The organism is Arenibacter sp. P308M17, from assembly GCF_003426735.1.
GTDB lineage: Bacteria > Bacteroidota > Bacteroidia > Flavobacteriales > Flavobacteriaceae > Arenibacter.
Window position 1 is genome coordinate 247,879 of sequence record NZ_QVON01000001.1, and the last position, 14,103, is coordinate 261,981.

At 41.1% G+C, this 14,103-nt stretch carries 13 protein-coding genes; 1 reads left to right on the forward strand and 12 read right to left on the reverse strand.

The genetic code is table 11. The annotated features are described in order from the left end of the window. Window positions 1-199: 199 nt before the first annotated feature. The gene (locus D0S24_RS01085; RefSeq protein ID WP_117018017.1) at window positions 200-1,225 is read left to right on the forward strand and encodes a LacI family DNA-binding transcriptional regulator; all 1,026 of its coding nucleotides are present in this window, start codon (window positions 200-202) and stop codon (window positions 1,223-1,225) included. Window positions 1,226-1,356: 131 nt separating this feature from the next. Here D0S24_RS01085 and D0S24_RS01090 read toward each other — a convergent pair whose 3' ends face one another. From D0S24_RS01090 to D0S24_RS01145, 12 genes are all read right to left on the reverse strand, one after another. Continuing rightward, complete coding sequence (locus D0S24_RS01090; RefSeq protein WP_117018018.1) at window positions 1,357-2,802, reverse strand: tagaturonate reductase; 1,446 nt, start codon at window positions 2,800-2,802, stop codon at window positions 1,357-1,359. A gap of 401 nt (window positions 2,803-3,203) precedes the next feature. Continuing rightward, window positions 3,204-4,247 carry a Gfo/Idh/MocA family oxidoreductase gene (locus D0S24_RS01095; protein WP_117018019.1) on the reverse strand — a complete coding sequence of 348 codons (1,044 nt, stop codon included), beginning with the start codon at window positions 4,245-4,247 and terminating at the stop codon, window positions 3,204-3,206. A gap of 75 nt (window positions 4,248-4,322) precedes the next feature. Continuing rightward, window positions 4,323-5,597 (reverse strand): TRAP transporter large permease, encoded by a 1,275-nt coding sequence (locus D0S24_RS01100; protein ID WP_117018020.1) that lies wholly within the window; start codon window positions 5,595-5,597, stop codon window positions 4,323-4,325. Beyond that, window positions 5,594-6,058, reverse strand: coding sequence for a TRAP transporter small permease (locus tag D0S24_RS01105; protein WP_181938001.1), 465 nt, complete (start codon window positions 6,056-6,058; stop codon window positions 5,594-5,596). Before D0S24_RS01105 ends, D0S24_RS01100 begins: the two co-directional genes overlap by 4 nt. Then, window positions 6,048-7,043, reverse strand: a complete 996-nt coding sequence (locus tag D0S24_RS01110; protein WP_117018022.1) for a TRAP transporter substrate-binding protein — start codon at window positions 7,041-7,043, stop codon at window positions 6,048-6,050. Before D0S24_RS01110 ends, D0S24_RS01105 begins: the two co-directional genes overlap by 11 nt. 313 nt (window positions 7,044-7,356) lie before the next feature. After that, entirely contained in the window at window positions 7,357-7,719 is a 363-nt protein-coding gene (locus tag D0S24_RS01115; RefSeq protein WP_147321413.1) for a hypothetical protein, read from the reverse strand. Window positions 7,720-8,075: 356 nt separating this feature from the next. Continuing rightward, complete coding sequence (locus tag D0S24_RS01120) at window positions 8,076-9,344, reverse strand: sorbosone dehydrogenase family protein (protein WP_117018024.1); 1,269 nt, start codon at window positions 9,342-9,344, stop codon at window positions 8,076-8,078. A gap of 359 nt (window positions 9,345-9,703) precedes the next feature. Further along, window positions 9,704-10,981, reverse strand: coding sequence for a DUF3570 domain-containing protein (locus tag D0S24_RS01125; protein ID WP_117018025.1), 1,278 nt, complete (start codon window positions 10,979-10,981; stop codon window positions 9,704-9,706). A gap of 6 nt (window positions 10,982-10,987) precedes the next feature. Further along, window positions 10,988-11,197, reverse strand: a complete 210-nt coding sequence (locus tag D0S24_RS01130; protein ID WP_117018026.1) for a DUF4266 domain-containing protein — start codon at window positions 11,195-11,197, stop codon at window positions 10,988-10,990. Window positions 11,198-11,201: 4 nt separating this feature from the next. Further along, window positions 11,202-12,179: an FAD:protein FMN transferase gene (locus D0S24_RS01135; RefSeq protein ID WP_117018027.1), complete on the reverse strand. Its 978-nt coding sequence runs from the start codon at window positions 12,177-12,179 to the stop codon at window positions 11,202-11,204. Between the two features lie 8 nt (window positions 12,180-12,187). Then, window positions 12,188-12,622 (reverse strand): thioredoxin family protein, encoded by a 435-nt coding sequence (locus D0S24_RS01140; protein WP_117018028.1) that lies wholly within the window; start codon window positions 12,620-12,622, stop codon window positions 12,188-12,190. Between the two features lie 156 nt (window positions 12,623-12,778). After that, window positions 12,779-13,693, reverse strand: a complete 915-nt coding sequence (locus D0S24_RS01145) for an alpha/beta hydrolase (protein WP_117018029.1) — start codon at window positions 13,691-13,693, stop codon at window positions 12,779-12,781. Window positions 13,694-14,103 lie beyond the last annotated feature (410 nt).

The following is a 14,103-nucleotide window of genomic DNA, read 5'->3' on the forward strand; positions in this document are numbered from 1 at the left end:
CAACGGCCAAGAAAGAGTTTGTGGAAAAATACGATTGTAACTAAAATACTTTCAGACTTACATTGCAATCCATTACAACCAAATAACCAAATTAGTATATCTTGCCAGGATTAAACCTAAAATACGATTATAATAGGGATCCCTTTCTTTTCAATTCATAGCCAGCCTTTGGGATATTGTTATAAGATGTACTCAATTCATGGAAAAGAAAACGACCATATATGATATTGCGGCCAAACTTGGTCTAACCGCTGCCACAGTCTCCAGGGCCTTGAACAACAATGCCAAAATAAGTTTAAACACCCGCAAGTTGGTCTTGGAGACGGCTTTGGAAATGAATTATGAACAGAATAAGTTGGCTTTGGCCCTAAAAAGTGGAAAAAGTTATAATGTAGGGGTCATAGTTCCCAGAATTGATAGTAATTTCTTTTCAACCGTTATACGTGGCATTGAAGAAGAATTGTATCCCAAGGGCTACCATGTCATTATCTGCCAGACCCACAACCAGGAAAATTTGGAAATTGAAAAAATAAATTCCCTCTTAAATGTTCAGGTAGATGGCATTTTAATGTCTATTTCCAATGCCGATCTGGAGGAAGATAAAGGGTTTAACAAACTTTTAAAAAATAAAGGAACGCCATTGGTGTTCTTTGATAGAAAGAAGGACATAAAGGGGGTTAGTTCTGTAACCATAGATGATTTCAAGGGAGGATATGATGCCACCAAACACCTAATAGAACAGGGCTGCAGGCGTATAGCCCATCTGTACAACGACCGTAAGTTTGAGATTTTCAACAATAGGTTTTTAGGGTATAGGCAGGCTTTGCTCGATAATGGCATTGAATTCGACGAAAGTTTGGAAATCGAAACCATTAGCAATGTGGCGGAGGGCAGAAAATCCGCTAGGGAGTTGCTTGGTAGGGACAGACCTCCGGATGCTATTTTTTCTTCCAGTGATTTTGCGGCTTTGGGGGCCTTGCAGGAAATAAGGGAGCGCGGACTTGGCATTCCGGAGGACATATGTATTGTTGGATTCTCCAATGAGCCATTTACTAAGTTTATGGAATTGACCATCACTTCAGTGGATCAGTTTCCTATGGAAATGGGGAAAGTGGCGGCCCAGGTATTTTTGGAAGAGGTAAGCAATATCCAGGACATCAAAATAGCCAAAAATATTGTGCTGACACCGGAACTGATTGTGAGAAAATCGTCATTAAAAACTTAGACATTCTCTCAAAAGGCTTGAATCAATTATCCCAATTCTTCGCGCTTTGATTTTTAAGGGATACACCTCTGCGCCATGGAATTCCATTCCGTTCCAAAACCCATTTCATTACATATTCTGTTAGTTCTTCCTTAGAACCTTTTGCTGAAATTGGCAAACCCCCCTTCTATTCCGTGGGTGTCAATTTCCTCCAAGGCTACCGCTACGGCATCCGTAAGGTTTTCCGTTTGGTTCAGGTCTTCCCCCCAGTAGCTTGTTTTGCCCAGGACATTTGTAGCTATTTCCCTATAATTATTGGATTTCCATATGTCGGCAAACACATCCACAATATCCGCACTGTCATTTACCGGTAATTTTTCACCCTTCCAGCTTCCTTTGTAAAATCTGATCAAGGCGGCAAAGGCAAAGGTGAGGTGGAGGGGTAATTTTTTGTTGAGGGCAACGTATTCCAATAAACTTGGTAGTACCCTTACCTTAAATTTGGAAATGGAATTGAGGGCTATACTGGATAGGTTATGGACAATAAACGGGTTTCTAAAGCGATCCAAAACCTCTTCGGCAAATTGGTCCAGTTCCTTTTTATCCATAGGGAGGGTTGGGTTGATCTCGTTAAAGATGGCATTGTTTACAAAGCCACCGGTAAAATCGTTGTCTACGGTTTGCTTTACGGTGGCATTGCCGTATAAAAGGGAAAAGGGGACCATAGCGGTATGCGCGCCGTTTAGGATTCTAACCTTTCTGGTCCTATAGGGCTGCATATCCGCTACAATCTTTACGTCCAGATCGGTTTTATGAAAGGGCAACTTGTCCTTAAGTGCGTCATCACCTTCAATCACCCATAGAAAAAATGTTTCCGCCGCTACTATTAAATGGTCCTTATAGGATAGTTGGGCATTGTAGGCCTCAATGTCATCTTTGGGATAGCCCGGTACAATTCGGTCCACCAGGGTGTTATGGAAGGAGCAGTGTAGGTTGAGCCATGTAATAAAGGCGTCGCCAAGTTTCCAATCATCGGCATATTTTAAGATGATTTCCTTAAGACTGTCCGAATTATAATTGATCAATTCACAGGGGATTATGGTCAGGCCCTTATTGGCATCCCCTTTAAAATATTGAAAACGATGGTGTAAAAGTAACGTGAGTTTGGCAGGAAATGAACTTGGGGGCTGCATATCCATGGTGTCGGTTTCCACATAGGCTATGCCCGCTTCGGTAGTATTGGAAACAATGAACTGAAGCAATTCTTCCCGCGCCAAATTGAGATAATCTTTAAAATTGCTATAGGGATCGATTCCTTTTACAATATTGGTAATAAGTTCTTTATGTTGAATCTCCCTGCCTTTCTGAATACCTTTCATAAACAGGGTATACAATCCATCTTGGGCGTTCAGCATTTTTACCATGCCCCGATCAATGGGCTGTACCACCGCTATGCCCGCATTAAAATGGGCTTTTTCATTTAATTTTTGGAAGGCATAATCCACAAAGGCCCTTAAAAAGTTGCCCTCACCAAATTGTACGACCTTAATGGGCAGGTTAGATTCTAAATGGGCGTTAGTTCTGTTTACTATTTTCATCTGTTGGTATTTATTGTTGTCTGGCGAGTGTAATTACACACATCAATTTTTTATTATTAATGGGTTTGTGAACCTTCGGTTTCGCTTATTAACATTTCGTCCCGATAATTATCGGGAGGTATCAACTTTATTGTTATGGCTCATTTCATGTTTTTAAGATTAAGGTTTGCTATACGCCATATATTTTAAATCTTAATCAATAGATTTTTTATTGTGGCATTTTTTAATTTGTTGCCTTTAATTTTTTTGAGGACGCCTTAAAAACCTTTTCTGATCATCTTCCATCAATAATGTAATCGATTGCACAAAAATACTATAAATTATTTTATGTCCTATTGCTTTCCCTTGATTGTGTCACCCAAATTGTACGGTCAAAGCTAGAGAGGCATGTCTTCGTAATGTTATAATGGGACTACTTTCTTGTCCCTGTTGCTTTCCAAAGCTGCTTCAATTACTTTAATTACATTCTTTCCTTCCGTTCCTGTTACCGGGACCGATGCATTATTTCGCAAGGTCTGGTAAATACCTTCATAGTATTCCATGTAATCCCCGTTTAGGGTAGGTAGGTGTTCCCTGATAATTTTACCTTCCTTTTCGGTGTGCAATAATCCTTTTTCCCCATCCGGTTCCACCCCCCAGTCTTTGGAGCCCGGAATTTTTCCGGCCTGTAGTTCCGCTTCCTGAATATCGGCCTTGGACTTAACAAAGGTGCCCTTGGTTCCGTGAACAATATTTCCGGGCAATTTCTCCCGAACGTAATAACTGGATTTCAATATAACCCTATGGGTATCATAGAATAATTTTAAATCGAAGTAATCACCTACTTTGGAATTTGGGCGAAAAGTATCCAGATCTGCAAATAGGGCCGTGGGCATCCCAAATAATACCAATGCTTGGTCTATCAAATGTGAGCCCAGGTCATAGATGCTTCCAACGGCGGCCGTGGGGACTTCCTTATGAAGCTTGTAGCTCAGCCCTGGGTCATAACGGTCATAATGGATCTCTGCTTCAACAATATTTCCCAGCCATCCCTCATCGAGGATTTTTTTCACGGTTTTAAAATCACTGTCATATCTTCTATTGTGGTATACGGAAAGTGCCACATTTTTTTCCTTGGCCAACTGTATCAGTTCTTCCGCCTGTTTTACAGTGGCGGTGAACGGCTTTTCTACAATGACATTTTTCCCTGAAATTATGGCCTGCTTGGTAAAATCATAATGTGTAACACTTGGGGTATTCACAACTACCAGTTCAATATTTTGGTCTTCCAGCATTTCTTCCAGGGTGCGAAAGGTCTTTATATTTGGATATTTGGCCTGGGCATTGTTTTTGGTCCTTTCCCAAACCCCATATAAATTGAACGCTGGATGTACCTCGATGAAGGGAGCGTGAAAAACGTATCCACTCATTCCAAAGGAGCATAAGGCAGTGTTTATAGGTTTCATTGTTTTAAATGTTTAAAAGGGTTCTATAATAATCTATTTTCAAAATAATTTCAAATTAGATCCGGAACTTATTGGTCAATCTATAAAAAGGTTGGGCAATGCGAGGGATAACCATGGAAACAAGGTCACTAGAATCAATACCAAAAAGCTCACCAATAAAAATGGAAGTCCAGCCTTGCTTACCGCTCCAATGGAAATCTTTCCTATGCTGGAGGCTACAAAAAGGCAAACCCCAACTGGTGGCGTTGTTAAACCTATAATTAAGTTCAGCACGGCAATCACGGCAAAATGTATGGGATCAACATCTACGGCGACCGCCACCTTCAACAGGATAGGAAATAGGATCAATAAGGCGGCAATGGTCTCCATAAAGGTACCGACTACTATCAGTAACAGATTGATCAGCAAGAGAACTACATATTTATTGTCCGAAAATCCCAAAATTTCCATGGAGATCTCCTGTGGAATTTGTTCCGTAATCAATATATATCCAAATAGATTGGCAAAACCTACCAAGACCATTAGGGAAGCCGATGTTTTCATGCTGTCCAGGATAATGACCTGGGTGTTTTTCATATTCAATTTTTTATACACAAATTTCCCAATTACCATGGCATAGACTACGGCGATAATAGAGGCTTCCGTTGGGGTGAATATGCCGCCCACAATTCCATAAAGGATAATGAAGGTCATCAAGAGCGACCAAAAGGTGTCCACAAAACTTCCTGCCACATCCCTTAGGCTACTGCGCTTATGCTTGGGGTATTTTTTTCGCCTGGATATAAAATAGGCGGTCAACATGAGGCCAATACCCAATAACAGACCGGGAAGCGCTCCAGCCAAAAACAATTTCCCCACGGAAAGGCCGCTCAAGGTGGCCGCTATGATCATGGGTACACTGGGTGGAATTATGGGCCCAATGGTGGAGGAGGCCGCGGTAACGGCACATGAAAAGTCCGTATCGTAACCTTCCTTTTTCATGGCCGGGATCATAATGGAGCCCATACTGGCGGTATCCGAAATGGCCGTACCGGATATTCCGGCAAAAAGCATGGAAGCCCCAATATTGACAAGGGAAAGGCCACCGCGAATATGGCCCAAAAGGTGGTTGCAGAACTTGATTATTTTTTCGGTCAACCCCCCTTGATTCATCAGATTTCCTGCAAGGATAAACCCGGGAACACTGAGCAGGACAAAGACATCTATGCCAGAGTACATTTTCATGGGTACTAGGATCAACGGTACCCCTTTGACCACCAAATAGCTTAAACAGGCAAGTCCCAAAGCAAAGGCAATGGGAAAGCGAAGTATTAGACCAAGAATAAAAACGATGACCAGGATCCAAATCATGGTTTAGAACTTTTCTTAATGTTCATAATTTTTCTTATGAGGTAATAACTTATTGATGATGACATTATAAAGATGCTAAAGAAGGCGATTCCCATATTGAGGCCCATACTCGGGGATTTTTCCGATAGTCCCAAAATCACGAATTTAATGGCGTATATGGCCATAACAACAAAAAGGACCAGGGTAATTGAAGGTACTGCCATGTTCAATGTTCTTTTGATCCTTTCCGGAAACTGATTGTAAAACATGTCCAAGTGCACGTAAAATTCGTTCTTCATGGCCAGACCGGCGGCAAAAGACATCGCATAAATAAAGAAAAGACGGGAAGCCTCCTCGGTCCAAGGTGGGGTGTTAATGGGTGAAAACCGACAAATTATTTGAAGCATAACGGTGAAAAGTAGGCCAAATGTACTTAGTAAGGTCCCCATTTTGAGCAGGCGGCCAATGTTTTTATTTAACATCGTCTTCGTCATTTTTTAGTTCCCTATATAATTTTTGTATTTCGGGAGAGAGACTTTCATAAATGGCCTTTTCGCATTTTTTTGCAAAGGCTTCCTTGTCCACCTCTATAAATTGCATTCCTGAAGCCTTAAGTTCTTCCTGTACATTTTTCTCATTTTCCAGATAGAGCTGGTGTTCAAAGGCCTGCATTTCTTTCCCTGCCTGTAGAAAAATTTCCTGAAGGTCCGGGGGCAGTTTTTGAAATTGCTTTTCGCCCACTACCGGGTAGACCCAACTAATGACATGCCCGGTTAGGTTGAGGTATTTCTGTACTTCTGAAAATCCTGCGTTATGAATCATGGCAAATGGGTTTTCCTGGGCCTCTATGGTACCCTGTTGTAGGGAAGTAAAGACTTCGGAAAATGCCATGGGAGTTGGTTTGGCCCCAAGGGCGCTCCATGTGGTTACAAATGCGGGTACATTGGGCACTCTAATGATAAGTCCCTTTAGGTCGTCCGGATGGCGTATAGGTCTATTGGAGGTTAAATGCCGAGGTCCCCTTTCAAAATGGCCAAGGGCGCGTAGCCCTGATTTTTTGATCATTTCCTCTTCCATTAATTTCCCTACCGGACCATTAATATACCGGTTCATATCGGTAGAGTCCCTCATTAGGAAGGGCAACTCGCAAAAAGTGGCCACCTCGAACCAATTGGTCAAGGTAGATCCCGTTGTGGTCATATCAATAACCTCGGCCTGTATCATGCGAATGGCCTCGATCTCTTTGGCCAATTGTTCGGAGGGATATATCTCTACTTTGATACGGCCTTTGGAACGTTCTTCCACAATTTCCGCAAAAAAGGCAAAGGCCTTGTACCAGGTATGTTCCTCATTTACCAATAGGGCGGTCCGCATCAAAAACTCAGGTTCCTTTTTTTGTGTTTCGCATTGGGGGAAGAGGAATATGCAGAGTAAAGCGAAAATTAATGTAGCGAGGAAACGGGCCATCCGAAGCGGATTTTTCATGGTATTGGTCCAAAATTGATTATTCGTATAAATATAACTATTTAGTTTTAACGGCCATAAAAGTTAAAGGGGGTAAAATGGAAGAATATAATGGGTGGAAAGGGCCTCCGCTCCTCTAGCGTTAATTGTTTTTTAAGGAGTACTTTTATTTAGGCCGATTTTCAGTTTCTCCTAGATCAAGTTACTAAAAAGTCAAAAACCCTTAGAACTAGGAACCAAGGGTTTTTGATATGGGGGAATGTTTTTTACGTTGCTACACTATTGAGTTTTGAAAGTATAGCATTTGGCGTACCAATTAAAGTCGGACCAACTCCTCTGCATCCAAAGCTTCTTTTAGTTTGGCTTTTATATAGCTATGGCTATTGAAAAAGCGTTTTCCGTTTTTCCGCTTTAGGTGTACTACCTTACTACCATCTGGCATCTCTTCCATTTTCGAAATGATCACTTTGCTTTCGAAAAGTGTTTTGTAGTTTGGTATACCGCCTTTCTTAATGATGAAATTCATCCTTGGTACTTCTATATGTTCATACAGATTTGCCGATGGACTTCCGATCATTAATACCGAACCTACTTCCAAATCATCAATTTCAGTTGTCGGTGACGCTTGTAGTAGGGTTACTCCACAAAAAAAATAAAGTGCTGTTAATACTGTTTTCATAGTTTTACAGTTGTTTTTTAATTGTTTAATCATTTTTACCGCTTAAAAATAACAATAATTAAATATTTGGAGTCTTAAGATTTTCATAAATCGGCTCGTGTAGAGGGACAAATAGGAGGGGAATAGCTTTAAGTCGACTTTTTTGGAGCAAGATTGCCAAACTATAAATGGGGCATCACCTGGAACGCTATAGTAGTCCGTTCCAAAAGTTGGCCATTAATGCATGTTTAGGGGTTGGGCAAAAATAAATCCCTTTAGAAAAGTAGCTAAAGGGATTTGTTTGTATCAATATTGCCACTTGCCCCATTGTGCCATAGAGGTATGTGATGGCATTTAGGTCATTGCCTCGATGTTTATCAATAGGATATTTTGTATACGGTACCATTTAAATCTTCACTTACATACAATTCGCCATTAGGTCCTTGCGCCAACCCACAGGGTCTGTGCTGAATGGGGCCGCTGGGATTTGCCAGGTCAATGCCGGAAAAATTGTCTGCAAAAATTTCCCAATCCCCATTGGGCTTGCCATCCTTAAAAGGGATGAAGGCCACGAAATATCCTTTTTTTAACTCTGGGGACTGTCCGTGGAAAGCAATAAAGGCGCCATTTCTATATTTTTCAGGGAACATGGTACCTGTGTAAAAAAGTAGGTCGTTGGGTGCCAAATGTGCTGGGAAGGCCATTATAGGATCTATAACGTCTTCGTTTCCTGTTTTTTCGCCATCTCCCCCATATTCCGGAGCAAGTATATTCTTTTTCTTAAACTGGTCGTAATAGATATAGGGCCAACCGGCATCATCCCCTTGATTAAGTTCAAACAAAGTTTCCGCAGGAAGCTCGGCACTGTGCTTGGCCGTATAGAGTTCTGGATAAAAATCATGGAATGCTCCCCGGCCATGTACGGCGGCAAATAAGGAGTTGGTCTTGTTGTTCCAGGCTGTGGCTACCGCATTTTTTACTCCGGTGGCATAGCGTTTTCCATCGGAAAAGGATTGGTTTAGTTTATCGGCCTTGAATTGCCAGATACCCCCTGCCGAATCCAGGATAGCGCAGGGCATAATACCTTTTCCAGTGCCTTCTTCGCGACAGGAATCGTTCCAGGAGCCTATAGTGACATAAATATTGTCATTATTGTCCATTACAAATGATTTTGCATTGTCCCGGCCTTTATCCGCCAATCCGTCTACTATATTCTCTGGATTATCGACGTCAATGATTTCTTCGTTTTCGTTTAATTTATAGCGATATATCCCAGAATTGGAAGAGGCATATAGGTATCCGTTTTTAATCAATATTCCTGTACCGGGGAGCTTGCCAAACTGATGTTCCCCATCAATTTTTCCGTCCTTGTCCGTATCTTTTAAGACTACAATTCCTTTTTCGTCCTTTAGCTTGGATCGGTTAATAAAGATATCCCCGTTTTTTGAGACGGTCATATGTCGTAGATTTCCCAAATCTTTGGCTACGACCTCAAGGGAAAACCCGTCAGGGATTACAATATCCGTTTCATTGATTGCAACTGCTGCTTTTTCTTTGGAATTTTGTTTGCATTGGGTAGTCAGTAATCCCAATAAAACAATCATGGTCAATGATTTAAAAAGAGGGAAGGAAATAGTGTTCTTCATGAATAAATTTTAGTAAAGTTTGAAAAGGGGCTAAAGATACTACATCAATCCAAGTTTTGGGCAAAAAACTCAAAATTGGCCTAAGATGTTAAAGTTTTTTAATGGAAGTGATTTATACTTTTTGGTTAAGTACATGACAAAAATCGTTTCAACATGGTTTCTCGGAAAATCAGTTTAACCCCAAACCCTAAAGCCTGCCTGTCCGGTAGGCAGGGGAGCCTGATTTTCCTTGATTTCTCCCTTTAGGGTCGGGGCCAAAAATTGAGGAAAATCATGCAAAATTAAATTTTGTCATGTACTATAACTTTTTGAAAATAACCTTGTTTTTTTCGGGGCATTACAGAAGAGTTCTGTAAATTTTAATCCATTATAAACTTGGCGCCCAATTCAAAAATGCTGGCACTTAATCCGGTAGTTCTTTCGTATTGGTTAAACCTAAAACTAATGCTCTTTAATCCAAATTTCCACACTTTGCTCTGGGTAAAAATGTCCTTATAGGTAACGCCCAAGCCATATTGGCTGCTGTCAAAGCCCGAAAGGTCGTAATCCGAGGTGTAATATTCATAGGTGGACAAGGCCGTTTCCTTGGCGTAAAAATAATTGGAGGCAGTTTGGGTATAGTAACGGTACATAGGATATATCGTAAACTTATCCGATATTTTTACCGGTATTTCCAAACTTCCCGTATAGGCGGTCACCCCCCAATCATCGTAATAGTATCTGAAATAGGCCCTAAGGCTTATAAGTTCGTTGAAATAGTATGAGATTCGGCCTCCTAGGGGAATTTTAAACCTACTTTCAGGCAATATTTCCACATTGTCCGCCAATTGAAACTCTTCTATAAAAAAGTTGTTCCTGTCCTGCAGATACACCCTTTGGTGCGGAGTGGACAGCAATCCTTCCTGAAAAATAAAGTCGAGCGAAAGGGATGCCTGAAAACGCTTGGTGATGATTTGGGAAAAAATAAGGGAAACGGAATACGAATTCCGATTAAGTTTATCAAATTCATTGAAAAGGGGGGAATAGGTGCCGTTGCCACTGATTCGATTATCAAAAAAGCCTTCCCGTAATTCAATGGGGTACTGTGGTTTATAGGTATCCAGATATACTTGTCCGCTAATTCCCAATTCCGTATTTTTTTCGTTCATGAGATGGGTGTAGCCACCACCGAAGCCTATGGAAAAATAATCATACTCTGCAGATACCGCAATATTGCCGCTAAGGATATTATTTCGATCCTTGGAGCTATGGGTAAAGGTGGGGTGAAAATAAGTTAGGGCATCACTTCTTGATGCGCCGGAGGAGGCTACCCACGGACTGGCCGTATTGTTGCCGTCAAAAGGGTTGATATTGCTGGAAGAAGCTGAGGTATAGGCCGATATTCCAGCGTCCAGACTCAGAACATTATCCTCCCCAATAGGAATGCTCACAATGATCGTTGGGGTCATATCCGTCAATTTTTCTGTTCCCTCCCCACCCGTAACAGCGGCATTGTTTCCGTCCTGACTGTAATAACTATATAGCAGCTCCACTTCAGGGGTCTCCAAAACTTTTTTTATATATTCTTGATTGTTTTCTTGGGAAATTCCTGCCCATGAAACCATTCCAAAAAATAAGATACATCCTATTGCCTTCATTCTATTTTAATTGCATCCGCAACCACCACCTGTTTTGCCCCCATTGGCCCCAGCAGCAGCTTCCCGATAAATATGAAAATTGGTTTCAAAGCGTTCCAGACTTTTGGTGGCCAAATCCATTTCTTCATCGTTGAGGTATACTTTGTCGTATTCCTTTACCGCAACGCATGAGGATAGTGATAAAATGCCAATAATAGGAAGGATCAAATGTCGCATAATGTTATTGGGTTTTGTTAAGTTCAATATTTTGGGAAGTGTGAATATTGTTTTGGTCATCAATAATAATGCATTCCACCCCTTTAATTTGGTCGATCATATTAAGTCCCGTTTCCGTTCCAGTAATAAAAACGGAGGTAGCCAGCGCATCGCACAATTCGGCACTAAGGGCAAAAATGGTGACGCTTTGGATACCTGTGGAGGGGTATCCCGTTCTTGGGTCGATAATATGGCTATATTTTACCCCATTAAAGGTGACGTATTTTTCATAATTACCCGAGGTGGCCACTGCTGCATTGACAACGGGGAACCAGGAGAAAATGTTGTCCTTGTTCAAAGGATTGGTTATGCCTACCATCCAATCCTTGCCGTCCGCTTGTTTCCCCCAAGTTGTCAGATCCCCGGAGGCATTGATTATTCCGGCTTTTACCCCTTCGGCCTTTAACATGCTCCTTACCTTATCGGCAGCATAACCTTTACCAATGGCCCCGAAACCTATTTTCATACCCTCCAATTTTAAAAATACGGTTTGCGCCTTTTTGTCCAGTACAATATTTTGGTAGCCGATCTTGGCAACCGAATTTTTTATGGCCTCTTTAGAGGGCATTTGGGCCATACTGCCATCATATTTCCAAACCTTGTCCATGGAGGCATAAGTAATATCGAAGGCACCGTCCGTAATTTTGGAAACGGTGATGCACCGTTCGATCAGATCTATTAATTCTTGATCTACTTTTACGGGTGATATGCCCGCATTTTTATTTATTTCAGAGGTTTGTGAGCTAGGGTTCCAGGAGGAAATCAACTTTTCAATTCTAGAAATTTCTTCAATGGCCATGTCTATATAATGGTTGGCAGCAGTTTCATCCGGGGCAACGATAGTAATATCGAACCTGCTACCCATTAACTTTGTAGTTCGTCTTTGTGCCTGTTCTTGGGGAAAAACGGTACCATAAACTAGAATGGCAATTGCCAATACCATTGGGATTTTCAACCTTCAAACGATTTTAAAAGTGCTATATATTCTTTGACGGAAATATTCTTAAACCCGGTTTGGCCCAGAATATTGCCATTGGAATCCAAAACTAGCACCAAGGGGAAATATCCGTTTTTATTATACTTTTCTGCAAGTTGGGCGTTTTTCTTTTTTTGGTCTTCTTGGAGTTGGTTGGCTTTTTTTCGTGGAAAGTCTGCCCTTAGCATAATCCAATGGTCCTTGGCATAATCCTGAAATTCTTGGGCCTGCCAAATACTTTTATCCAATTTTATGCAGGGCGCGCACCAATCGGAACCAGAGAAGACCATTACTATATTCCGGTTACTTTCTTTGGCCATTGCCGCTGCGGCGGACCAATCGGTTTCCCAGTTTTGAGCGGTTATTAGACTTGATATCAACAGCGCCATTATTAAAGTCCACTTCTTCATTTGAAATGTTTAAGTGATAAAAGTATTGCTTTTGAAAATATCAAATCATGATAACTATCATGTTTATTTTGTCGGGCTAAAATCAATTCCTTACATTCAGTAGTTGATCAAAATCTTGGATAAGAAGGATTCCTTAATAATATAATTGAAAAGTAATTACCGTTTTAAGGTATTTAACCATCCTACCCATTGATCGGTCCAACTGGCCAGATGTGGGTCATTTAGGCCCAATGCAAAACCGTGGCCCCCTGTTGGATAGATATGCATTTCAGCAGGAACTTGGTGCTGCACCAATGCGGTATAAAATAATAGGCTATTTTCTACGGGAACAGCAGTATCGTCCGTGGCATGGACCAAAAAAGTGGGCGGCGTATCGGCCGTAACCTGTAATTCGTTGGAGAAATGATCCAACATTTTTTGGGAAGGATTTTCTCCCAATAGGTTTTTCCTGGAGCCTCCGTGAGTATTGGGTTCCCCCATGGTAATTACCGGATAGGCCAGGGTCATGAAATCTGGACGTGCACTTTGTTCGTCAATGACATCTTTCTTGGGGTAAACATTTTCATTAAAGTGGGTGCCCAAGGTAGAGGCCAAATGTCCTCCTGCAGAAAAGCCTATGATACCAATGTTGCGGGGATCAATATTCCATTCAGTAGCCCTGGAACGCACTGTCCTCATGGCCCTTTGTGCATCTTGTAAGGGTACTATGTGCATATTTGTTTGGGATTTTGCACTGGGCAAACGATATTTTACCACAATGCCTGCAATACCCTTGGAATTTAAGAATTTGGCGAAATCGGTCCCCTCCCAATCATAGGCCAGTATTCCGTAACCACCACCTGGAAATATCAATACCGCCTGTCCTGTGGCATTTTTTTTGGAAGGCAGATATACTTCCAATTCTGGTATTTGCACCTTGGCGATCCTCACAATATCCGCACTAATCGCCTCCTCTTTTTCATTCGTTTTTATAGTATTTGGAATGTCGTTGGGCCAAAGCGGAAGTACGGTGTTTTGTGCGAAAGTAGTCATAGTAAATAAACAGCTCAAGAGAAAATGAAATGGTTTCATTATTATTTTTGAATTGGTTGATAAGGTTAAAGATAGAAAATTTGGATGAACAAGAAGGTTAATGGTTTTTTAAGCGCATCCTATTCCCCGAAATGAATTGTTTTAAGCGATTTTCACTGTAATAAGGGCTATATTTTAATACATATGGGATATTGAAATATGTTTTTCAATAGTTATTAGTTACTAATATTTTTTTAAAACATTGATAATAAATGTATTACAATATTGACATTATTTAACTTTCTATATTTCACTAGAAGTTTTAAAGGTGACTCCGTAGAAATGACCACGGCAGTCATTTCGAACAACCGATAGAGGGAGAAATCGAAGATTCACGAATACCTTTAAAATAAAAATGACATGGGCTAAATCGCACAAATGGACCGCTCCAAACTAGGCCAGGGCCAAAT

Excerpts from the sequence above, each read along its gene's own strand:
- D0S24_RS01085 (WP_117018017.1), top strand. The coding sequence starts at position 200 with ATGGAAAAGAAAACGACCATATATGATATTGCGGCCAAACTTGGTCTA.
- D0S24_RS01090 (WP_117018018.1), bottom strand. The coding sequence starts at position 2,802 with ATGAAAATAGTAAACAGAACTAACGCCCATTTAGAATCTAACCTGCCC.
- D0S24_RS01095 (WP_117018019.1), bottom strand. The coding sequence starts at position 4,247 with ATGAAACCTATAAACACTGCCTTATGCTCCTTTGGAATGAGTGGATAC.
- D0S24_RS01100 (WP_117018020.1), bottom strand. The coding sequence starts at position 5,597 with ATGATTTGGATCCTGGTCATCGTTTTTATTCTTGGTCTAATACTTCGC.
- D0S24_RS01105 (WP_181938001.1), bottom strand. The coding sequence starts at position 6,058 with ATGTTAAATAAAAACATTGGCCGCCTGCTCAAAATGGGGACCTTACTA.
- D0S24_RS01110 (WP_117018022.1), bottom strand. The coding sequence starts at position 7,043 with ATGGCCCGTTTCCTCGCTACATTAATTTTCGCTTTACTCTGCATATTC.
- D0S24_RS01115 (WP_147321413.1), bottom strand. The coding sequence starts at position 7,719 with ATGAAAACAGTATTAACAGCACTTTATTTTTTTTGTGGAGTAACCCTA.
- D0S24_RS01120 (WP_117018024.1), bottom strand. The coding sequence starts at position 9,344 with ATGAAGAACACTATTTCCTTCCCTCTTTTTAAATCATTGACCATGATT.
- D0S24_RS01125 (WP_117018025.1), bottom strand. The coding sequence starts at position 10,981 with ATGAAGGCAATAGGATGTATCTTATTTTTTGGAATGGTTTCATGGGCA.
- D0S24_RS01130 (WP_117018026.1), bottom strand. The coding sequence starts at position 11,197 with ATGCGACATTTGATCCTTCCTATTATTGGCATTTTATCACTATCCTCA.
- D0S24_RS01135 (WP_117018027.1), bottom strand. The coding sequence starts at position 12,179 with ATGGTATTGGCAATTGCCATTCTAGTTTATGGTACCGTTTTTCCCCAA.
- D0S24_RS01140 (WP_117018028.1), bottom strand. The coding sequence starts at position 12,622 with ATGAAGAAGTGGACTTTAATAATGGCGCTGTTGATATCAAGTCTAATA.
- D0S24_RS01145 (WP_117018029.1), bottom strand. The coding sequence starts at position 13,693 with ATGAAACCATTTCATTTTCTCTTGAGCTGTTTATTTACTATGACTACT.